The sequence below is a fragment of the Desulfoscipio geothermicus DSM 3669 genome (assembly GCF_900115975.1).
GTDB classification, from domain to species: Bacteria; Bacillota; Desulfotomaculia; order Desulfotomaculales; family Desulfallaceae; genus Desulfoscipio; species Desulfoscipio geothermicus.
On record NZ_FOYM01000031.1, the window covers coordinates 1 to 22,206 of the forward strand.

At 58.1% G+C, this 22,206-nt stretch carries 18 protein-coding genes; 4 read left to right on the plus strand and 14 right to left on the minus strand.

The window, feature by feature from the left end:
- Positions 1-297 precede the first annotated feature (297 nt).
- The 6 genes from BM299_RS19485 to BM299_RS15520 all read right to left on the minus strand — a co-directional run bounded on the left by BM299_RS19485 (position 298) and on the right by BM299_RS15520 (position 4,759).
- Positions 298-447, minus strand: a complete 150-nt coding sequence (locus tag BM299_RS19485; protein WP_165608370.1) for a hypothetical protein — start codon at positions 445-447, stop codon at positions 298-300.
- Between the two features lie 247 nt (positions 448-694).
- The gene (gene sfsA, locus BM299_RS15500; protein WP_092486431.1) at positions 695-1,408 is read right to left on the minus strand and encodes a DNA/RNA nuclease SfsA; all 714 of its coding nucleotides are present in this window, start codon (positions 1,406-1,408) and stop codon (positions 695-697) included.
- Positions 1,409-1,444: 36 nt separating this feature from the next.
- Positions 1,445-2,908, minus strand: coding sequence for a flotillin family protein (locus tag BM299_RS15505; RefSeq protein WP_245779820.1), 1,464 nt, complete (start codon positions 2,906-2,908; stop codon positions 1,445-1,447).
- Between the two features lie 8 nt (positions 2,909-2,916).
- Positions 2,917-3,447 (minus strand): NfeD family membrane protein, encoded by a 531-nt coding sequence (locus BM299_RS15510; RefSeq protein WP_092486436.1) that lies wholly within the window; start codon positions 3,445-3,447, stop codon positions 2,917-2,919.
- Positions 3,448-3,534: 87 nt separating this feature from the next.
- Complete coding sequence (locus BM299_RS15515) at positions 3,535-4,212, minus strand: PspA/IM30 family protein (RefSeq protein ID WP_092486439.1); 678 nt, start codon at positions 4,210-4,212, stop codon at positions 3,535-3,537.
- Between the two features lie 34 nt (positions 4,213-4,246).
- The gene (locus tag BM299_RS15520; RefSeq protein WP_245779816.1) at positions 4,247-4,759 is read right to left on the minus strand and encodes an RNA polymerase sigma factor; all 513 of its coding nucleotides are present in this window, start codon (positions 4,757-4,759) and stop codon (positions 4,247-4,249) included.
- Between the two features lie 444 nt (positions 4,760-5,203).
- Here BM299_RS15520 and BM299_RS15525 point away from each other — a divergent pair, with 444 nt between their 5' ends.
- Together BM299_RS15525 and BM299_RS15530 are read left to right on the plus strand one after the other, a co-directional pair.
- Positions 5,204-5,812 carry a DUF1836 domain-containing protein gene (locus BM299_RS15525; RefSeq protein ID WP_092486445.1) on the plus strand — a complete coding sequence of 203 codons (609 nt, stop codon included), beginning with the start codon at positions 5,204-5,206 and terminating at the stop codon, positions 5,810-5,812.
- Between the two features lie 137 nt (positions 5,813-5,949).
- Entirely contained in the window at positions 5,950-6,120 is a 171-nt protein-coding gene (locus BM299_RS15530) for a DUF1540 domain-containing protein (RefSeq protein ID WP_165608371.1), read from the plus strand.
- Positions 6,121-6,216: 96 nt separating this feature from the next.
- On the opposite strand, the gene BM299_RS20250 is transcribed toward BM299_RS15530, so the two are convergent.
- The 8 genes from BM299_RS20250 to BM299_RS15570 form a co-directional block, all read right to left on the minus strand.
- The gene (locus BM299_RS20250; protein WP_092486451.1) at positions 6,217-9,174 is read right to left on the minus strand and encodes a VWA domain-containing protein; all 2,958 of its coding nucleotides are present in this window, start codon (positions 9,172-9,174) and stop codon (positions 6,217-6,219) included.
- Positions 9,164-10,999, minus strand: a complete 1,836-nt coding sequence (locus BM299_RS15540; protein WP_092486454.1) for a vWA domain-containing protein — start codon at positions 10,997-10,999, stop codon at positions 9,164-9,166. The genes BM299_RS20250 and BM299_RS15540 overlap by 11 nt, the downstream gene beginning before the upstream one ends.
- Before the next feature lie 213 nt (positions 11,000-11,212).
- Positions 11,213-12,157, minus strand: coding sequence for a DUF58 domain-containing protein (locus BM299_RS15545; protein WP_165608373.1), 945 nt, complete (start codon positions 12,155-12,157; stop codon positions 11,213-11,215).
- A 195-nt stretch (positions 12,158-12,352) separates the two neighbouring features.
- On the minus strand, positions 12,353-13,381 hold the full coding sequence (locus tag BM299_RS15550; protein WP_165608374.1) for an AAA family ATPase: 1,029 nt from the start codon (positions 13,379-13,381) through the stop codon (positions 12,353-12,355).
- Positions 13,382-13,475: 94 nt separating this feature from the next.
- Positions 13,476-15,224 carry a DUF8809 domain-containing protein gene (locus BM299_RS15555; RefSeq protein ID WP_092486462.1) on the minus strand — a complete coding sequence of 583 codons (1,749 nt, stop codon included), beginning with the start codon at positions 15,222-15,224 and terminating at the stop codon, positions 13,476-13,478.
- A 124-nt stretch (positions 15,225-15,348) separates the two neighbouring features.
- Entirely contained in the window at positions 15,349-16,407 is a 1,059-nt protein-coding gene (locus BM299_RS15560; RefSeq protein ID WP_092486465.1) for an ABC transporter permease, read from the minus strand.
- Positions 16,404-17,330, minus strand: coding sequence for an ABC transporter ATP-binding protein (locus BM299_RS15565; protein WP_092486468.1), 927 nt, complete (start codon positions 17,328-17,330; stop codon positions 16,404-16,406). Before BM299_RS15565 ends, BM299_RS15560 begins: the two co-directional genes overlap by 4 nt.
- Positions 17,327-19,846, minus strand: coding sequence for a DUF4350 domain-containing protein (locus tag BM299_RS15570; RefSeq protein ID WP_131820663.1), 2,520 nt, complete (start codon positions 19,844-19,846; stop codon positions 17,327-17,329). The genes BM299_RS15565 and BM299_RS15570 overlap by 4 nt, the downstream gene beginning before the upstream one ends.
- Positions 19,847-20,128: 282 nt before the next feature.
- Between BM299_RS15570 and BM299_RS15575 the strand changes: the two genes are divergently transcribed.
- Positions 20,129-20,788 carry a potassium channel family protein gene (locus BM299_RS15575; RefSeq protein ID WP_092486474.1) on the plus strand — a complete coding sequence of 220 codons (660 nt, stop codon included), beginning with the start codon at positions 20,129-20,131 and terminating at the stop codon, positions 20,786-20,788.
- Between the two features lie 19 nt (positions 20,789-20,807).
- Entirely contained in the window at positions 20,808-22,130 is a 1,323-nt protein-coding gene (locus BM299_RS15580; protein WP_092486477.1) for a TrkH family potassium uptake protein, read from the plus strand.
- Positions 22,131-22,206 lie beyond the last annotated feature (76 nt).

Sequence of the window (22,206 nt, forward strand, 5' to 3'; positions counted from 1 at the left end):
TTTATGATAACTTTTACTAAATCGCAACAAAATTGCCGGGCTTTAGCCCGGCCGCCCATTCACCACCCGCCTATAGAGGCGGGAGTCCTCTGGGCTAATTTTGATAGATATATTCACAGGAAAAGGTTAAATAGCATAAATGTAGCTTTATGTGTTAGATTTGATAAGATAAAATGGAAGTTTCAAGTAAGAAAAATGGGGCGGTAAGATGGGTGTGCAGCCAAGGCCGGCTGTTCTCAATTATTTTATGCAACTTATCCATGGGGCTGTGCGGGAAAAAAGCCGCCTGCCGGCGGCCTAAAATACAGTAGTTTCCGTTTTGTATTTTCCTATAAGCTCATCTTTATCTTTTAAACCAGCCATATCCAAACCCGCGGTAATAACGGTTCTTTTAGCGTATTCAGCATTTTTTCTTTCCAACTCTTCCCCTCTTATTTCCGGCGTCATTTTAAACCCTCCTCTCAATTTTGATTTTAGTATGCTTAAAAAAGGATTAGGATATAATAAGTTATTTTTGGGTAAAAATTAATTTTTTTTTAATAGGTCAAAGGAATTGGAAATGTTTCTTTTGATAAAAACGCGCATGATGAATAACTCCAATCCTGCGCCAGTTAATGGTAACGCTATCAGCTATTGCTGCTTCTGCTTTTTGCAGGTCACTACCACGTATTGGGTTAAATGCACATAAGCCATACTACAAATATACCGGCATGCTGCCATAAAGTGTAACGCCGTGCATCTCCACCCTGCACCCCAGGGCGTAGACCTCCACCCCGCTCTGGTAAGCCCGACGCAGGGCCCTGCCGAAAAGGGGGTCGCAGCCATCATTGGGGGTGAAATATTCCCCGTCTTCCCGCTGCACCACGAACACCACCGCCGCCCGGTACCCTTCTCCCCGGGCCAGCGCCAGTTCCTCCAGGTGCCTGACCCCGCGTTGCGAGGGGGCGTCAGGAAAGCGTGCTTCCCCTCGCTCCACCAGAGTTACTGATTTTACCTCCACCAGGCACCGGCCCCGGTCCCCGGCAAGCAGAAAATCCATCCGCCCCTCCCGGTAGGGAAACTCCCGGCGCACGCCGGTATACCCCGCAAATTCCGGCAACTCCCCCCTTTGCAAAGCGCGGTACAACAGCCGGTTGGGCAGCAGGGAATCCACGGAAACCAGTATGCCGCCGTATTCCACCAGTAACAGGGTAAAAGCCGTCCGCCGCCCCGCCACGCCGGACGGGGCCAGGTAAACGACAGCACCGGGCACCAGCAATTCCCCCATCCGGCCCGAACTGGGCACATGCACCGAAACTTCCCGCCCATCCAACGTTACCAGGGCTACAAACCTGTTTTTGCGTTCCACAAACCGTGCCTCAACCAAGTTACGGGGCAGCGGCCAATAAGTCAATCTCACCACTTCCATTTAACACATTGCCGTTAATATTATTCCATATATCAATTATATTTGGCTTACCGCTTCTTTTTCCACTGCATTACTTTCAATTAATTGACTGTCTGCCCCCGCAGGAAGTTTTTCATTTGTGCTCTTTTTAAAGAAATCCATCAGGTCGTAACCGGTCAGGCCCTTCACCGTTTCCGGCAAGGTGGCCATGATGTCGGTAATGTAACCGGACACTTTGGCGGCACCTTGGCCCTGTCCGTTACCGGAATCCACGATAACGATTTTTTCCACTTTGGCCAGGGGTTCGGCAATGCTTCTGGCAATCTCCGGCAGCTTGTCAATGATCATCTGAGCCATGGCGGCGTCGTTATATTGTTTGAAGGCTTCCGCCCTCTTCAACAGAATTTCCGCCTCAGCCTCACCTTTTTTGCGGATCACTTCCACTTCCGCGTCGCCTTCGGCGCGCCGGGCCTGGGCATTGGCCTCACCAAGCAGCTTAACGCTTTCGGCTCTGGCCTGGGCATCTTGAATGTCCTTGAACTTGATGGCCTCGGCCTGCTTTTCCTGGCTGTACTTTTCAGCATCAGCCTGCATTCTGATGGTCGCGTGCAATTCCTTTTCCCGGCGCAGCGCTTCCTGTTCGGCCAGTTCTATTTCTTTCTTCTTCCTGACTATCTCCACCTGCATTTTTTCCTGTTCAACATTTTGCTGTACTTTATTGGCTTCAATATCATAGGCCAAGTCTGCCCCGGCTTTTTTCGTTTCCTGTTCCTGCCTGTACTGGTGAACCTTCAGTTCTTTCTCCTTGGAGGCTTCGGCAATCTGGGTTTCCGCCAGCAGCCGGGCTTCCTCACCCAGCCGGTTGGCTTCGGCAGTGCGAATTTGGGTTTCTTTCAGGGCTTCCGCTTCGGCAATGTCGGCATCACGCTTTACTTCGGCAATCCGCTTTTTGCCCAGAGCCTCGAGGTAACCGTTATCATCGGCAATGTCCCTGATGGTAAACGCCTTTATCTCCAAACCCATTTCCGCCAGGTCCACGGCGGCCACTTCCTGCACCTGGGAGGCAAACTTTTCCCGGTCTTTATATATTTCTTCCACGGTAAGCTTGGAAATAATCTCCCGCAGCTTTCCTTCCAGCACATCTTTGGCGGTATCTTTAATTACGCCGATAGTGTCGGTTTCCTTACCGGTGTTGAACTGCTCCAGCGCCGAAAGGATGGACTCCTTATCGGACTTGACTTTTATGACCGCCACGCCGTCCGCCTTGATGTCCACGCCCTGTTCCGTCAGGGCGCCCCGGGTCTCCACGTTGATTTTCATGTTCTCCAGCGAAATTCTGTCCGCCCGCTCCAAAAGCGGAATAACAAAGCCCCCTCCACCGGAGATGACCCGTTTTTTCAAACCGGTAACTACCAGCGCTTTATCCTGCGATACCTTTTTCCACATTGTTACTACGCTTAAGGATAAAAGTATAAGGACTACAACAATGATGGCTGCAACATATAACGTACCCATTTCCATTTCTCCTTTCAAATTTTGGTAACCAGGAATACATTTCTGTTAATGTCCACAATGACCACCCTGACCCCCCTGGGTATTTCATCTCCGTCCACAGACCTGGCCGGCGCAGAGTATGTATTGTCGTTAACCACATAAGTAATGCGGCCAAAGCTGCTGCCCTTGATATCCAACTGTACCTGCGCCGGCATACCGACCAAATCTTTTTGGGATACCGCGGCGGTGTTTTGCACCTTGTACAGCGGTACGATCAGAAACCTGAATAAAATAAACGAAACCAGCCAGCCGCAGAAAACAGCCGCCGCCAGGGTGCCAAACACCCCCAACTTCAGGTGTTGCAGGCCAATAATACCCACTCCACCGAATACGGTGATAAATGCCGCGATGACCACCGGTTTAAAAGGTGAAATCATGGATTCACCCGAGCCGGAATCAACATCACCGCCCAATTCCCCAAAATCAAGCAACTGCCCCAGTATAAACGATGCCGCGGTAAAAAGCGCTCCCACCCAGAAGCATAGCTGAAATACTTTCAGTAACATTTATTAAACACCGCCCTGCGAAAAATTTTATATTGTTGAACCATCACCCCCTTTCCTGCAAGGGCAAAGCTTGAAATTATAGCCATATTATTCTTTTTTCTCCTGCAGTTTGGCTTTCAGACGTTGCAGTTCATCATCAATTTCACCGGCCCCATTACCCAGTTCGGCAAGCTCATCATCCAGGTTTTTGCTCGCACTGCGCAATTCCTGGCCGGCGGATGCCTCGGCCTCGAACTGGAGCACTTTTTCTTCCATGCGCTCAAACCCCTTACGGGCGGTATCCTTACCAAACCCGGACATGGTTTTGTTGATTTCCTTCTGGGCTTTGGCCGCTTCGGCCCTGGCCACCAACGTGGCTTTCCTGGCCTGCATCCTGGTAAATTCATCTTTCATATCCTGCAGCTGCTTTTTCAGGTTATCCGCCACTTCCCGGGCCCGTTCGAACTGCTCCTGGTAATCTGCAGCCTTGGCGGCATGTATTTTTTTATCTTCCAGGGCCTTTCTGGCCAGATCTTCGCGGTTTTGCTCCAGAGCCTGCACGGCCTGAGCCTCCCTCTTTTCCACCATGGCCTGCGCGTCCCTGTACGAGCCCTCGAAACGCTTCACCACGGCGATCTGCTTGGCCACAGCCACCTCGGCGTCCGCAATATCCTCCTCCATGTCCCGCAGGTACTGTTCCAGCATTTTCACCGGGTCTTCCGCCTTATCCAGTAAACTGTTCAAATTGGCCCGAATGTTGTCTCCTATGCGTTTGAATAAACCCACCCAAATCGCCTCCTAAAACTTTTTTTTAGATCATTCACAGCAGATTTTTTCCGTCCGCTAATTGATTGAACAACTGACGGTATTTTTGCCTGGCCCGAAACAAAATTACCCGAACCGTGGACGGAGATTTGTTCAACACCGCACCGATTTCTGCAAAACTCATTTCTTCCAATTCCCTGAGTATTATCACCGCCCTATATGTTTCCGGCAACCGGTGCAGGGCCTCCCCGGCTAATCGCCGGTTTTCGGCATCCTCCAGGGCCCGGTCCGGGTTGCCGGTCCTGCCCCGGTCGGGAATATTCCGATCCAAAGGTAAGTGACGGTCCCGGGGATGGCCGCGCAAATACCCGGTATATACGTAAAAAGCTATACGATACAGCCAAGTGGAAAGGGTCGACTCACCATGAAAGTTTTTCAGCGAAACACAGGCCCGGTAAAACGTCTCCTGGGTCAACTCCTCCGCCAGGTGGCAGTCCCCACCCATGCGGTAAAGATAGCGAAACACCCCAACCCTGTAATCTCGATAAAGTTTTTCTATGGTTGACACAGTCAACCACTCTCCCTTTAATAAAGTGTCCGATGAGCGCCAAATGTTACACTGTAATTTTCATATGTCCGTTTTAACCTTGCGTCTCTTTAACTTTTCCAAAGCACTTAAGGGAAGTTTTTTGCGATCCCCCTTTCGCCTTAGATTAAAGCAGTTTTTTTAATAACGACTTGAGATACATGCTTATATTACATTAAGTGGTTTTGCTTACTATGTCTTACCTTATTGAAATCATATCATATAGTAAAACAGTGCTCAATACCCATATTTAACAAAATAACCTCGTAAATACTCATATTTTTAAAATATGCCAATTGTTTTTTCCATAATCTTTTAAATACTAATTATGCCTTATCACATTGCCATTTATATTCTAAGTCGTGTTATCATAATTATTGACATGTGGTTTTTAAAACTATATAATATGATCGAGGTGGTATAAGGATGAATATGGAATTAAACAATAAAGTCCTGGAAAAGATCGGCGGCGAGCTTTTTTTAACTGATGAAATAAAGCCTTCGGACATCCCGGATCTGGAATTATACATGGAACAAATACTTGGTTTTCTGGACGGAAAGCTTGGCCACTTGAAAAGGGGCGAAGATGACAAAGTCTTTACCAAAACCATGATCAACAACTATACAAAGGCGGGTATATTGCACCCGCCCCAAAACAAAAAATACAACAAAGAACACATTATTTTATTGATTCTCATCTATAACTTGAAAAACATATTGTCCATCAGCGATATCCGGACCATGTTCGCGCCCGTTTTGAACGACATCAACAGCCGGGCTGACGATATTATTCCCCTGGAAGAGATTTATGCAACATACCTGGAATTGAAAGAGGATGAATTTGCGGAGTTTCGCAGTACTTTTAACGAAAAATTCAAGTTGATCAAAGAAAAGACCCAAAGTATTAAGGACGAGAGGAGCCAGGATCTGGCTGAAATATTCTTGACGGTGCTGATGCTGGCAGCGCAGGCTAACGCCGCAAAACGGCTTGCCGAGAAAATTATCGACAATTATTTTAAAGAACTGACCATCTAAACCAGGGATAATCAGTCCATAATTTTAGAGCCGGTGCTTCCTTTTAAACTTAATATTTTTCGACCATTTTAAAAAGCATAAAAGATTTGCGGCCAGCCATAATAATAACATCTTAATTAATGAAGGAGGAATGCACAGTGCCGAGAATTATGTGCTCTGTAAAAAACTGTATGTATCAAGAAAAAAGTGAGTGCCGGGCTTCCAGTATCCAGGTAAAACCCTCAACGGAAGACTTAATCACCAGCGTGACGGATGACACCGCATGCCAAACCTTCAGACCGCGTAACGCTATGATTGAAGATATATAAATAACATTTAAAGTTCTGTCGTCTAAAAAGCGCAGGTGATATATTTTGCCACCTGCGCTTTTACTATTTGCCGCAATGATTACTTGTTCTGCAAGCCTATTTATTAAACCCGCGGCGTTTGGCAGCCAGCAGCCGGGAGGCCGTTTGCTCCGGCTCCGCCGCCCTGGCTTTGCTTTTCCCCTCAGCGGATTGGGTGAATCCGGTTTCAGCACCTATGCCGGCAGGTGCCTGCGCACCGGCCCCGGCAGTTGCGCAGGCGCGGCCGCCGTCCTGCTCGCCCGCACCTGCACCGTTTGGGCTGGAATGCGCCGGTGGTGCCGTCCGGCCGTTCACTCCACCTCGATGCCGGCGCATATCCCGCACCTTGGTCAGGGTGCCGCCGGTCCAGTCAGGCCGGGCCTCCCGCTCCCGCCCCGGCCGCAGCCGGCGCCGCAGCGCCTGTCCGGAGCGACGCAGGGCGGCGCGTTCCTCGGCTCCCAGCACCAGGCGCCGCCCGGCCACATCCACCAGCCACAGCAGCGCCGCCACCGCCAGCAACCCGGCGCTCAGGTCCCGGCGGGCCCGCACCGGCGGCAGGTTATCCGCGAATGCCTGCTCCGGTTTCTCCAGCACTGTGCCGCCCCCGGCCCGGGCAATGGCCCGCAGGCGCTGCATATCCACCCCCGTTTCCCGGTATTCCGGCGGGTAGGGCACGACCACGCCGCTGCGGGCCAGCACCTGCGGTTGTTCCCCGCCTCCGGCGACGGATAATAGATAGGCGCCCGGCTTTTCCACCGGCTGCCGGGCCTCGTAACGCCCGGGCCCGGCGGGCTGCAGCGGTACCGTCAGGGTGCTGCCGCCGGGTCCGGTGACCAGGGCACGTAAAGCGCGCACCTCCTGCCAGCTGCCGGGATCTTCCACAGTAATTTTCAGCGCCTGACCGGTCGTGTCCCCGCCGGTGGAAGTCACTTCCGTTTCTACGTTTACAGAACCGGTGTTATGCGCCGGCAGAATCCAGGACAGCACATTGCCCCACAGGCGCGGAAAAACATCCCCGGCGGCCCAGGGGCCGCTCCAACGCCCGCCCGCGTCCGGCGTCCAAGCCACCGCCCGGCCCAACCCGTACTGCCAAGCCGCCAGGACAGGATCGCCTTGCGGCGAAACCAGCAGGGTCTCCGCCAGATCTTTGCCGGTTACTGTAATATATCCTTCCAGGGGCGGTACCTCCGCCAGCCCCCGCAGCAGGGCACCGGAAGCAGCCACCCGGGGGTAAAAGCGCTGGTTGACGGCGAAGCTCCGGGTGGCCATGACCGTTTCCTTGGTGAAAATGGCCGGAATGTTATCCGCATCAGCGGTGGCGTAAAAACGCCCACGGCCCAGTTCGGCCAGCGCCTGCAGCATGCCCGCGTCGGCCCCCTCCCCCACGGCCACCGCGCTTAGGGTGATACCGGCGGACCGCAAATCGGACAACAGCGCCTGGTAATCCCCCCCGCTGGCTGAAATGCCGTCGGTCAACAATATGATGTGTTTCACCTGGGTGGGCATATCCCGCAGCGCCTGGTAGGCCGCCAGCAGCGGCGGGTAGATTTCCGTGCCGCCCCCGGCCTGAATGCTGCTGATCTGCCGGTGCAGTTTTTCCTTATCATCCACCGGTCCGGGGGGCACGACCCACCAGGGCATGCTGTCAAAGGCCAGCACGCCCACCCGGTCCCGCCCGGTGAGCACGGATATGCTGCGGGCGGCGGCCTCCCGGGCCAGGCCGATCTTGCTTGCCCCGCCGGCCGGCGCTTCCATACTGCCGGACTTGTCGATAACCAGGATTAAACCCAGCGAGGGCAATTCCCCCCGGCCCTTGATATCCATTTTCACGGGCAGGGCACGTTCCACCGGCGTGCCGGCGTAGCCGCCGGGACCGAAGGAATCGGGACCGCCCACCATCACCAGGCCGCCGCCCCCGTCCCGCACATAGGTCTCCAGTTCGCCCATGGCCCTTTCCCCCAGACTGTAGGCCGGCACGTTGACCAGAAAAACAGCCTGGTAGCGCGCCCAGTCCGTCAAGCCCCGGGGCGCCGCGCCGGGGCCGGACACCGTAACGTCCACCCGTCCCGAGGCGCGCAGCGCTGATACCAGGCCGCGCGCCTCAGCGGCGGACGGAGCCAGCACCAGCACCCGGGGCGGACCGGTCACTTCCTGGATACCCCCGGCCTCATTGTTCGCGGCAAAGGCGTCGACGGTACAGTCCTCCGCCATCACCCGAACCCGGTAGCGGTGCAGCCCGGCCGGGCCCGCCGGAACCGACAGTGCCAGCTGGTTCACGCCGTCCCGCAAACTAACGGGCCGGGAGGCCAAAAGTTCTCCGTCCCTTTCCAAGTAAATTTCTGCGCCGGTGGCGGAATCAGCGGTTACGGTTATTTCCACCACGGTATTTTCGCCCACCCGCGCCCGGGGTGGCACATCCACGTTGTCCAGTCGCACATCGGACCCGGCGGCGACGCCGGCCGGCACTACATCCACCCGCACCCCGCCGGCCTGCAGCATGCGGGCGGCAGCCACGGCCCCATCTTCCGTATCCCGCCCGTCGGTAACGAGCACCACCCGCTGCCGGGCGTCCCGGGGCAATATGGCCCGGGCAAACCGCAGCGCCTCGCCGACATCGCTGGCTTCCTTGCCCGGGTCGGCGGCGGCCCGGTAAAAGTCGGGCTGCGTGCCGGGCGGCTCTTCCACCAGGGCCCGTTTGCCGAAAGATACAACGCCCACCGCAGCGCCGGGCGGCCTGGCGGCCAGAACGTCCCTGACCCAGCGTTCCCCCTCGCTGACCGCGGGACCGACGCTGGCCGAGACATCCAGGGCCATAACCACCGCCTGTCGCTGAATCACGCTCACCAGGCCGGGGCCGCTCAGCGCCGCCACCAGCAGAACAAGCAGGGCCAGGCGGGTATAAAAACGCCGGCGCTCCCGGCGCTTTTGCACTGCATTGCCGGGCATGTGCAACCAGGGCAGGCGCAGGTACCAGGCCAGCACGCCCAGCACGGGCAGGAGCAGCCACCACAACGGATCGGTAAAGCTAACGCCCACGGCTGGCCACCCCCCATTCCACCATAACAACCAGCAGGGCCGACAGGGCCAGCCACTGCACCAGCGGCAGCGCCCGCCGGCTTTCACCGGCTTCCGCTTCCACAGGAGCCGCCCTGTCGCCGGACCCACGCGGATCACGCGCCCGCAGATCGGCCTCACCGGCGATATAACCGTTTACCGCAATTTCCCGCACCGTGCTCCCGTCATCCCGGTAAGCGATGAGCCGGTACAGGCCGGGTTCGGCGGGTACCCAGGGGGACGGCGGGAAGGGCGGGGCCAGTTCCTGCGCTGCGCCGCCGGCATCTTCCACCACCATGCGCCGGGCCAGGGGCGGAGGGACAATTTTCACCTCATCACCCGGTCGGATGCTGCCCGGTACGCCCAGGGCGGGGGGTAACAACCAGTCCAGCGTATTCTGCATCAATACCGGGAACGCCGGGCGCAGGGGCAGGTCCGAACGGTGCAGGTCCACCGACCACACCGCCACGCGCCGGTCTTTCAGTTCACCATGGGCAAACAAGGTGTTTGCACCGGACACAATGTCGACGGACCATCCCGCCCCGGTGGTTAAAACCCGGGCGTCCCGGACGTTGACATCATCCAGGCTCACATAGGCCAACAAGGGACTGCCGGGAGCAGGGGCCGGTCGCACCCGGTCGATGGCCGGCCCTACGGTGAGCCCCGGGGCCGGGGCGCCGGCCGGCGGATCCACCAGCAGTGCCGCACCGGGCGGCAGAGGTCCGGGCACGCCGTCCAGCACGGTAATATCATAAGGATACGCGCCGTGCAACAGTAGTTGGTACCGCGCCGCGTCAGCCACGAAAACTTCCGCCTGCGACATCAAACCCAGCGCCCGCTCCAAGAAAACATTACCGCCGGTGACCAGTAAAATTTTACGTTTTGTCTTGCCTTCGGGCACTGCCCAGGCCAGGTTGTCCAATTCCAGCAAGTCCATATCAGGCCGGTCTGGCTTGAGCCGGGCCTCCACCGTCACATTCCGGGGCAGGCCGGTCCAGAGCAGGTGGCCGGTCTCCCCCGGGGCAAGCCGCCATTTCTTGCTGCCCGCGGGATAATGACCCTTCATAAGGGCCACGGTGCCCGAAGCCGGGCGGGAACCGTGGTTGACCACCGTCACCTGGGCCGCCTGCCCGGACCCGGTGGAACGCAGGTGCAGGGCGGCAATGGACACGTTGGCGTCGCCGCCGCCCACCGAAATAAAATCAACATCACCGCCGGGCAGGTCCAGGCCGCCGTCGCTGACCAGTACCAGCCGGGGATTTTCGTACTGCCTGGCCAGGGACCGGGCCAGGGAAAGCGCCGGCCCGGGGTCCGCGGCACAGGTGGAAGGAGTTATCCTCTCCAGCGCCCGGCTGACCTCCCGCGGTTGGGCACTGTCCCGCACCACCACCCGGGGCTGCCGGTCAAAGGCTATTACCGTGATGGTGGCGTCGCCGCGCAGCCCGGCGGTCAGGGACACCACCTCTTCCCGGGCCCGGTCGAACCTGGTGGCACCCTGTTCCACCGCCCGCATGCTGGCGGAAGCGTCCAGCAATACAATGGTGCTGCGCGATTCAATGACGGCACGCCACACCGGGCCGGCGGCGGCCAGCACCAGCAGGGCCGCCGCCAGCAGCTGCAGCCACAACAGCGGGCCGGACCGCAAGCGCTGCCAGGGCCGGCTGGCCTCCAGCCCGGCAGGCGCCGGTCGCCACAGCAGCGTACTGGGAATCACGGATTGCCTGCGCCTTGGCCGCAATATGTATAAAGCCAGTATGGCCGGCATCGTCAACGCCAGCCACAGCATCCAAGGATGATAAAACAACACCCCAAACCCTCCCCAAGATCCCCAAGGGGTCAGACTTAAACTTGTTTAAACTAACTACTTACTTTATATATAAGCATATAGTTATACAGCTTAATACGTACAACAACCGCAACTATTCTTACCACCCGCCAGTACCAGGACAGTAAACCCATGAAACCTACCCCGGCTGGCATTTAAAAAGTGCCCCGCCTGTGGCCACCGGTAAATTACAAGTTAATAAGTCTTTAATACTCCCAACCGGGGCAAAGTATGCAAAAGGGTTTGTGCAAAAGGAGCCCCGGTGTCTAAAAGCAGGCGCCGGGCGCCCCAGCGCCGGCAACTATGGTCCAACTGTCGGAAAAATTCCCCTAAACGACGGGCGTAATCCTGCATTGCCGCGGGGGTGAAAGACACATCCACCCGGGCCCCGGTTTCCGCGTCAACCAGCGTCCACTCCCCTTCGCCCGGCGGGTTAAGCTCACCGGGAGCCAGAATATGCATTAGTGTGACCGCCATTCCCCGCCCTGCAGCCAGGCGCAGCATATCTTCCACTCCTTGGGGGTCCCAAAGATCGGAAAATACATACAGGCCGGCGGCTCCCGACAGCACCTGCAAGCCGGCTTGCAAACACCCCGGCAAATCCGTGCCCCCGCCGAAAGAAATTTCGCCCAGCCGGTTCCAGAGTCGCGGCAACGAGCGGCGTCCATTCAGGGGATCAATGGCCTGCACACCGCTTTGCCCGCCCCGGTTTACGCCGGCCGGGTTGCCGGGTTCAGCGGCGGAAACCGCGCCGGCCACTATGGCCAGGCGGTCATTACCCGCCAGAACGCAGGTGCCCAATCCGGCGGCCAGGCGCAGAGCATAACGGCCCTTGTGCTCATCACCGTCACCCCAGTCCATGGAAGCACTGGTGTCTATCAGAAAAAGCACGGAATCCTGCCGTTCATCCTGAAATTCTTTGACATAAAGGCGCCCCAACCTGGCGTAGGCTTTCCAGTCCACCCGCCGGGGCTCATCGCCCGCTGTGTATTCACGGTAATCGGCAAACTCCACAGCACCGCCCTTGCGGAGGGAACGCCTGGGGCCGGGGTGCGCGCCCGGCACCGGCCGCTGCCGCACCAACCGGTAATTTTCCAGACGACCGAGCAGCCCGGCATCCAGCAAAGTATTCTCGCCCATTGTAATACCCACCTTAATTATTAAGCCTGCTATGTTACATTGCATTAACCGGTTAGTGAATAAAAAATTCTGTTGTATAATATAAACCCGGGCCATTTAAAGGCCGTAAATTAACAATGCAAGTCGTAACACAGTAATCTATTTTTTAGGAATTAACCATTTATTACAATATATAAATATTGCAGTTAGTTTAAACTAGTTTAAGTCTGACCCCAGGATTTCGGTGATCAGGTCGTCCGCTGAAACCCCTTCGGCGGTGGCTTCGTAATTTAGCAGCAACCGGTGCCGCAGCGCCGCCGGGGCCACCCGGCGCACGTCTTCGTAGCCCGCGCCGGGCCGCCCGGCCCGCAGCGCCTCCGCCCGGGCGCCCAGCAAAAGTGCCTGCAACCCCCGGGGGCCGGAACCGTAACGCGCGAAACGACATACTCCCTCCGGGGCTTCGGGGGCGTCCGGGCGCGTGGCCAACACCAGGCGCACCGCGTAGTCCATCACATCTTTAACCAACACCACCCGGCGCACCATCTTCTGCCACTTGAGTAGTTCGCCGGGCTCCAGCACGGTCCGGATTTCCAGTTCCGCAGCACCGGTGGTCAGTGCCCCGATGGCCAGCAATTCCTCGGCCGTGGGGAAAGCCACGTTCACTTTAAATAAAAACCGGTCCAGTTGTGCTTCGGGTAGTGGATAGGTGCCCTCCATTTCCAGCGGGTTCTGAGTGGCCAAAACAAAAAAAGGCTCGGGTAGTGGGTAACCCGTGCCGCCCACCGTCACCGTACGCTCTTGCATGGCCTCCAGCAGGGCGCTCTGGGTCTTGGGTGTGGCCCGGTTTATTTCGTCGGCCAGCACTATGTTGGCGAAAACCGGTCCGGGCGCGAACCGGAACGGCTCACCGGCGCTTTTTCCGTCATAAACCTGGGTGCCCGTTATGTCCGCCGGCATCAGGTCCGGGGTGAATTGAATGCGGCGAAAGCTGAGCCCCGTTACCCCGGCCACAGCGCGCACCAGCGCCGTCTTGCCCAGGCCCGGCACCCCTTCCAGCAGCACGTGACCGCCGGCCAGCATGGCGATCAGTACCTGGTGCACAACCTCCCTCTGACCGACAATTACCTCGCCCAGGGCTTGCTCCACTTGCTGCAGGCGCATTGTCACTTCCTCCAGCGACCGCTCGACGGATTCAACAGGCTGTTCTCCCTCATTTTCACAATTTATATTATGTAAATCGTTCATTTCCATCCCTTCCTCTGGGTCCTCTGGTGCCGGGTGTTGAAAGTTGAAAGCACTTTCAACTTTCAACTTTCAACTTTCAACACCCGGCACCGGTTTAATCTTCGTTCAAGGTACTGAAATACTCCCAGACCAGCTTTTCCATATCCGGCGGCAACGGCTCCCGGCTTAATGATTCATGCGCCCGGGCCATGTATTGGCCGTATACCTCCGTGTACGGGCGCAACGCCCCCAGCGCGGTGGGCGACCGGTCCAGGCCGACCTGGCTGCCTTGCTCGCCCTGCTGCAACCGGCCCGTTACCCGGGACGGGTTGGCCCGACCGTCCGGCAATAAGGGAGTGTATACCAAATCCAGGCCCCCGCCGCTTTGCCCGGCACCGGCCCCGCCACTACCGTTGCCGCCGGCGCCGGTACCGCCGCCGCTTCCGTTGCCGTTGCCCGGCCCACCGCGGTCACCGCTGCCGCCGGCGTTACCGCCCCCCCGGTTGTCGCCGCCCGCTGCGCCGCCGTTACCGTCCGCAGCACCGCCGCTGCCTGTACCGTCGCCCGCAGCGGTAACGTCGCTCACATCTCCGGTATCCCCGGCAGCCAGGGCCGTTGCCCCGTCAGCGCCCGCGCCGGCCAATCCGTGGGCCAGGGCGGCCAGGGTAGCTGAAGCCTGGCCAAGGGCGGTGCCGGCGCCTGCCGCTTCAGCCATGCCGGACAGCGCCCCGGATAAGGCACCGGTCGCCGCAGCCAGACTACTGCTTCCGGACCCGTTCCCTCCGCCGCTGCCGGAGGTCCCCCCGGCGGCCGGGCTGCCGTTGTCCAGCACCGCACCCGCCATATCCCGCAGCTGCCGGCGCAGTGACGGGTTATCCACGGCACCGGCGCCCCGGAACAAAGCGGCGGCCATTTTCTGTCGCTGATCACCGCCAGCTTCCTGTATAGCCTGGTTCAAATCCCGCATGGCCTTGTCAATGGCCCGGGCATTGCCCTGTTCCAGCGCTGCCGCCAGGTTCTGCAGTCCCCGGCTATCTATTTTTTTCCACATATCAGCCAGCCGCCGTAAATCCTGCTGCACCGCAGGGTCGATTATTTTCCGGGCCTCGTCCAGCCGCCAGCGGGCCTGCTCCAGTTTGTTCGCCGCTTCCCGCCGGTCGGCGGAATTTTTAATTTCCCGGGGCAGCCCGGCCAACTTTCGCTTAATTTCCCCGGCTAATACATCCTCTCCGCTTACTCGCAGGTCCTTGACCCGCTCCACCACCCGGCTGGTCTCCAGGGCCGCAGCATCCAGCGCCTCCTGCTCGGCCCGCCTGTCCGCCCAGTAGGTTGCCAAGGGATTGGGCACCACCTGGAACACTACCAACAATACCGCCAGCAGCGCCACGTCCCGCCAGGGGCGCCGGTTATTTATCAACGGGTAGGCGAGGGCCAGGTCCGCACCGGCGCGGCGGCAGGCCGCTATTCCTTTCACCGCCGCCGCCCGGGACCATTTGTCGGCCGCACCTTCCTCCAGCACCCTGAATGCCGTCACCGCCGCTCCGTTTAATCCCAGCCGGTCCGCCACACGCACCACATCCAGGGCATTCGGTCGCCGGTAAACGCGCAGCGCCACCGCGGCCAGCACCGCCATGCCCCCGCCCGCCGCAGCCACAGCGGGCGGCAACACCGGAAAAAGCCATACCAACGCCACCGCCGCCACCGCCATGGCCAGTCCCCACAGCAGGGCCAGCCGGGCGCTTTCCAACCAGTAACGCGCCGCCACCCTGCCGCCCAGGGGCTGCAGGGCCCGGGCCAGTTCGGGGTCGGGCCAACGGTGGCGCCCGGCCCCGCGGGTTCCGCGCAAGTCAGCTTTTCCAAGCATTGTACCGCCTCCTCATCAGGGGGTCAGACCCGTCATTACTTCAATACAGCCACTTGTTCCTGTGTTATAGAAGAAATGGCCGTATATTACATAAAAATCGAAATATATAGATAATACAGTTAGTTTAAATACGTTTAAGTCTGACCCAGGGTTTGCGGGGGGTGATGGCGAGCACCGCCACCACCAGTGACACCAACGCCAGCACCGCCTGGTTCAGGGCGAAGCGGGCCCAGAACGGCCAGGCCGCCGGCCCGCCGGGTTTTTCCTCCCCCGTCGCGGCACCGGACGGCACGTAGCCGGTACTATAGCCCATTTTCATGGCGTATTCCCGCATTTCCCGGGGCTGAAACTGGCGCATCAGTTCATTCATCACCGAACTGATCAGGGGAATCCCCCGCCCGGTATTTATGTTCCCCGTATCCGGCATAGCATCCGTCATGGCCGACAGCGGGCTCATGAAAACATACCAGGGAATCGCCGGCGGCCGGTAGTCATCCGGATCGCCGTACGGTACGGGCCGTTCGTCGTAATTGTCCCTGGCAGCTGCAATGCCCGCAACGATGGGCGTACCGAAAATCAATATAAACACCAGCACCAGCGACACAATGGTAGCGGCCTGGCTGCGCCGCAGCACCGCGGACAGGCAGATGCCCAGGGCACCGTAACCCAGGCCGGTAATCATACACAACAACACGGCCATCATAACGGTGGCCGGGGGCACCCCGCCGTAAAGAAAGACCACCGCCAGCACGGGCAGCGCCGCCAGCACCAGGAACAGCAGGTAAACAATGGAGGCCAGCCACTTGCCCAGCACTATGCCGGTCAGGGAAGCCCGGGTGACCAGCAGCAGGTCGTAAGTGCGCCGTTCCCGCTCCCCGCTGATGGCACCGGCCGATACCGCCGGGGCGATAAAAGCCAGCAGCAGCACCAGGCCGAAAACCATGATGCCGTAAAGGGACAGCCCGACCTGGGGATAAATATTACCCACCTGCTGCAGGTTCAACCACAAAAAGGCCACCGTGCCCGCGCTGAGCAGGCCCAGGTAAACCGAAAGCAGCGCCGGAGAGCGCCAGCCCCGGGTGCGGGACCGCATTTCCTTGCCCAGCATGGGCGCCAGGCCGTTGCGCAGGCCGGCCCAGTACTCTTTCCAGCCCGTTTTGATTCCACCGGTTAACGCGCTCATTGTTCTTGCACCTCCCGGGCCAGTTGAATAAAGGTATCTTCCAGGCTTTGTTCCGTCTGAGCAAAGTGCACCACTTCCGCCCCCGCCCCGATGATTCCCTTCAGCAGTCCTGCCACTTCGGCGGCATCGCCGCTCATACGGAATTCCACCTGCTCGTCGGCGGCATTGAGCACCGCCGCCCCGGGCCAGCCTTCGATCACTTCCACGGCCGCCCGGGCCGGGCCGTTGCTGCGCAGGATAAATTTCCGCACCCGGTCGCCCGCCAGCATTTCATTCAGCGGCCCCTGCCGCAACAAACGGCCCTCGCTGATCATGCCCACATGGGTGCAAAGGTCGGCCAGTTCGGAAAGAATGTGGCTGCTGATGATAATTGTTTTACCTAACCGGCACAGTTCCCGCAATATTTCCCGCATCTCCACCCGGGCCAGGGGATCCAACCCGCTGGCCGGCTCGTCCAGCAGCAGCACTTTGGGGTCGTGAATCAGCGACCGGGCCAGGCAGAGGCGCTGCTGCATCCCCCGGGACAGGGTGTCCACAAAGGCGTCCCGCTTGTGACCAAGTTCCACCAGTTCCAGCAAATCGTCCCGCAATTTTTGGGCGGTGGCCCCCCGGATGCCGTACGCGGCGGCATAAAACAGCAGATACTCGCCCACCCGCAGGTCATCGTAAACGCCGAAGAAATCGGGCATATAGCCCACCACTTCCCGCACGCCCCGGGGGTCGCGCAGCACGTCCCGCCCGGCCACTTCGGCCCGCCCCGCGTCGGGTATGAGCAGCCCCGCCAGAATGCGCAGGGTGGTGGTTTTCCCCGCCCCGTTCCGGCCGATGAAACCGTACACGGCACCCTCGGGAACGTTTATGTCCAACCCTTGCAGGGCCAGGGTACGCCCGTATTTTTTAATTAGACCGCTGGTAGAAATCACTCTTTTTCACCCCCGTATGCCACCGTGGGCGGCAGGAAGAAAAATCCCGTGCCCTTTTCCGGGTAGCCGCCGGTCACCCTCACTTTTACTTCCCCGTCGGTAGTGGCGTAATCACCGGGCAGGTTGAAGGTGCCGGACCCGGTCAGAGGTTGCCAGGTTCCCCGCCCCGGATGGTAAATTTCCAGCACCCCGTCCGGCACAGGGCCGGGTTTGGTCGCAGGCGACATACCCCTCCGGGGGGTGCCTTGCATGGGATAATAATCAAAGCGTAACGTAACTTGATTTATTTTCACCCTTTCGGGCAGTGAAGGCCTGAAAGCAAATGTCACCGAACCGCCTTCCATGCCCCGCAGGTTGTTATGCCCGAACATGCCCCGTATTTGTGAATCAGTCACCTCCGGCATCACCAGGCCGGCCGGAACAGTGAAAGGCCCGGCAGCCAGCTTGATTTCGGGGCTCAGGGCAAACATGGTCAGGTAATGGGGCGGGCGGTAAAGTTCCTTTAACCCCAGGTCCAGCACCGGGCTTTCACTCCAGGCCAGCACGGTCAGCGGCCAGCCGGTTTCCACCGGCCCGCGTCTGAATTCTTCCATCCAGTTATCCATTAAGCCGGCCCGCCTCTGTTCAGCCACGTTCAACCGGCGTTCAGGCCTCGGTGATGGCATGCCGGGTTTCACCGCCGGTGGCCCGTCGGGATACATGAACACCTGCCAGCCATTGGGGAATTCGGGACCATAACTCCCCTTGGCATTATACTGCGGAACGCTGACCGGTAATTCCGCCGTTGCATCCTCGCCCGGTGCCAGGTTGCCCAGCACCTTGTAATTCGATCCCAGGAAAAACGCCACGTGGTCCAGGTGCAGGCCCGTTTTGTTGACAACCTTGCCCAGGACCTTGTTGCCCCGCACCTCGACGGATGCCTTTAAGCCCTTGACTGTTTCGGGAATATTTTCGTTTTCAAAGGCGATACCGCGCATGTTCCACTGTGAAACATCGCTGAACCGCACCGTCAGGTCGGAGCCCTTAATCAGCGTATAAGGTGGTTCGGCGTCTTCCCCCATCAACTCCGGGGGACGCCCGCCCCTGGACTCCACCTGCACCGGGCGGTCGGGATCCTCCAGCACAGCGGTGAAGTCAGGCCGGGTGGGGGCAAAAAATCCCACCGCCGTGTATCCGGAAGGCTCCTCGCCGTCCCGATTATCAACCACCTGCACCGCGTTCACCAGCACGTTGCCGCCGGTCTGCACCATGTACAGGTAAACCGCCGCGGCAAACAAAACAGCAAGCACGGGCACCGCCACCCAGGTATATTCCGGACGCCGGGTGCGGCGCAGCAGCCAGTAGACACCCGGCCCGGCCACCGCCATGAAAACCAGCAAAAACAGGCCCACCGGTCGCCAGCCCGGAAACGCCTCCGCCGGAAGATTATTGGTCATATTGACCAGCCTGTTCAACCGGTACTCGCTATAGTTGGGATCATAGCCCCACTTTTCGGTTTCCGGCGTCGCCAGGAAAAGCTGCCACAGGCTTTCCCCCAGGGCCCCGGCCCGCCAGGGCGCCAGGGCGGGGTCAAAGCCAAGCACCGTAACCGCGCCATTCCCCAGGGGATAGCGCATCCCCAGGGGATTGTCCTGCGGTCCCCAGGGCTCCCCCGCCCCGGACAGGCTGACCACCGCCGCAGCAACCGGCTCCGGAGCTTCCCGGCCCAACCAGGCGGCAGCCGCCTGCCAGCGGGACTGCTGCTTTATTTCCCCCACGTTAACGTTTATCGTCCCGCCGGGTAGGGCGGCCAACGCCTCGTCCACCGCCAGGCCGCCGCTTATCACCAGGGTACCCCCGTTTTTCACCCACCGGGCCAGGGCCCGGCGTTGTTCGGCGCTGAGCCGGGCAGCCCCCTCGCCGGTCACCAGGATGGTGGTGAAGGCGTTCAGTTCCTCACCCCGGCGGGGGAACAGCTCCCCCGTAAGCTGCACGGCCTTCATATAGCGGACCACCCCGTCGGGCATGACCACCCGCACCTTTTCCAGGACAGGGGGAATCTGTCCCAGCACCCCCACCCCGCCGGGCCGGGGCCCGCGCAGGTAAGTAATGTTGCTGGGAATGCCTTTGCTTACCCTGGCCAGTTCCCGATCACCGGCCCGGAACACGAAGTCGGTGCGCCCGCCGGGGCTGTTCATGGGAAACCAGAGCACCACTTTTTTGGTCCCGCCGGCCGGCAGTGAAATCCTTTCGCCAAAGGCGGCGGCCGGATAAAAGCTGGTCTTTCCGGAGGACGGCGTCCCGCCCGGCGGAACGGGATGGGAATACTTGAAATAGTTGACGGCTTCCACCACACCGGAAATGTCCCTTCCGGTGGTGTTTTTCAACCGGACCACCGCGGGGACATAGCGCCCCGGCACCCCCTGGCCCTGCCAGCCCAGTTCCGCTTCGATCTGCACCGGCTTGTCCTCCGGCGCGGCCCGGGCCGCATCCGAAGGCACCGGAAACAGGCACGTTAAAAGGATGACCATGGTCATTGCCGGCCACCCGCGCATTCTATAATAAAATACGGAAAGATACCTGACTTTAAGCCAATTTTCAAGGCCGCACAAAATAAAAACACCTCCGCACAATTAGTTCTATATTAAGTAGACGAAGGTGTTTAGCGTTTGGTTCCATAATAAAACAAGTTTTCTTTTATATCATAGATTATTCCAACTTTGTTTGTTATTATATAGTGTATCAGGAATCCAAAAGGTGACAACATTATCTTAAAAGACAAAATACTAATAAAATTTATCAGGTTGCGGAGGATATCAATGAAAAATACGCAATTTGCGGTCATTGGTCTGGGTCGTTTCGGGATGAGCCTGATTAACGAATTAAGCCGGATGGGGTACGACGTGCTGGCCATTGACAACGATGAAGAAAAAGTGCAGGATGCCGCGGAAACGGCCACCCATGCCGTACAGGCCGACGCCATGGACGAGCAGGCGCTGAAGTCGGTGGGCATAAGAAACTTTGACGTGGTAGTGGTGGCCATAGGCGAAAACATCCAGACCAATATACTGTCCACCATTATTTTAAAGGAAATGGGCGTTAAAACGGTGGTGGCCAAGGCGCGCAACGCCCTGCACGGCAAAGTTTTGGAAAAGATAGGCGCGGACCTGGTCATTTATCCGGAAAGGGATATGGCGGTCAAACTGGCCCGGTCGCTGGTTTCCCGGAATATCCTGGAGCATATTGAACTCTCGCCGGACTACAGCATCATTGAATTGATCACTCCTAAAGATTTTATCGGTAAAAGCCTGGTGGATTTGGGCGTGCGTCAGAAAATGGGGGTTACCATCCTGGCCATCAGGCACAGTGATGAAATAATTGTGGCCCCCCGGGCCAGCCAGATAATTCACCCCGGCGACGTCCTGGTGGCCCTGGGCAAAAACGCCGACCTGCAGCGTTTGGGCGAAATGGAATCTTGAGGCAACGAGGTAAAAGCAAATGTCAATCAAACGATCATTAAACCCTCCCCAGTTGCTGGCACTCAGTTTTCTGGGGTTGATATTTCTGGGCAGCATCCTGCTCAGCACACCCTGGGCGGCAAAGGACGGGACAACCGATTACCTGACCGCGCTTTTCACCGCCACATCGGCGGTGTGCGTCACCGGCCTGGTGGTGGTGGACACCGGCACACACTGGACCATGTTCGGGCAGTTGGTGATCCTGCTCATGATCCAGGTAGGCGGGCTGGGCGTAATGTCCTTTGCCACCTTTTTCGCCCTGCTTCTGGGCAAAAGGATTCAACTGCGGCAAAGGCTGATTATGCAGCAGGCCCTGAACCAGCCAACAATGGAAGGGATAGTCAAAATTTTTCGTTATTTGCTGTTTTTTTCTTTTATTATCGAAGCCGTGGCGGGGCTCGTACTGGCTATTCACTGGGTGCCGGACATGGGCCTGCCCAAGGCGCTCTGGTACGGTATCTTTCATTCCATCTCCGCCTTTAACAACGCGGGGTTTGACCTGTTCGGCAATTTTACCAGCCTGACCGGGCAAACCACTGACTTGGTCGTCAATCTGGTTATATCCGGCCTGTTCGTCACCGGAGGGCTGGGATTCGTGGTTCTATATGAAATATTGCATTATCCCAAAACACGCAAATTATCCCTGCACTCTCGAATGGTATTGATTACCACCATGCTGCTGATAGGTATAGGTTTCACGGTTATACTGGCATCGGAGTATAATCATGCCCTGCGTAATTTATCCCCCGGCGGGAAAATACTGGCCGCCTATTTCCAGGCGGTGACGCCAAGAACGGCCGGGTTTAATTCGCTGGAATTGACTTCGTTGCTGCTGTCGTCCCAATTGTTAATTATGTTTTTGATGTTTATCGGCGGTTCGCCGGGGTCCACGGCGGGTGGCATCAAAACCACCACCTTCACCATACTCTGGCTGGCCATTTACAGCATTTTACGGGGCAAAAAAGACACCGAAATACTTGGCCGGAGAATAGACCACCGGGAGGTGTTCCGGGCCCTGGCCATTGTCCTGCTTGCCCTGCTGCTGATTTTTTTGATTACTTTTCTGGTTTCACTGACCCACGAGGCTGATTTCACCAAAGTTTTGTTTGAAGTGGTTTCGGCGATGGGCACCGTTGGATTATCCCTGGGTTTGACCACGGAATTAAACGACCCGGGGAAAATTTTGATTATGATCACCATGTTTCTGGGGCGCCTGGGACCGCTGACCATAGGCTATGCGCTGGCCTACGACAAAAAACAGCCCGATGTGCGCTATCCCGAAGGGAAAATTATGATTGGTTAACAGTGAGAAAAAGGGGACAAGCACTGTAAAAAGGGGACTGGCTCCGATTCGTTTTATGAATCGGTGCCTGTCCCCT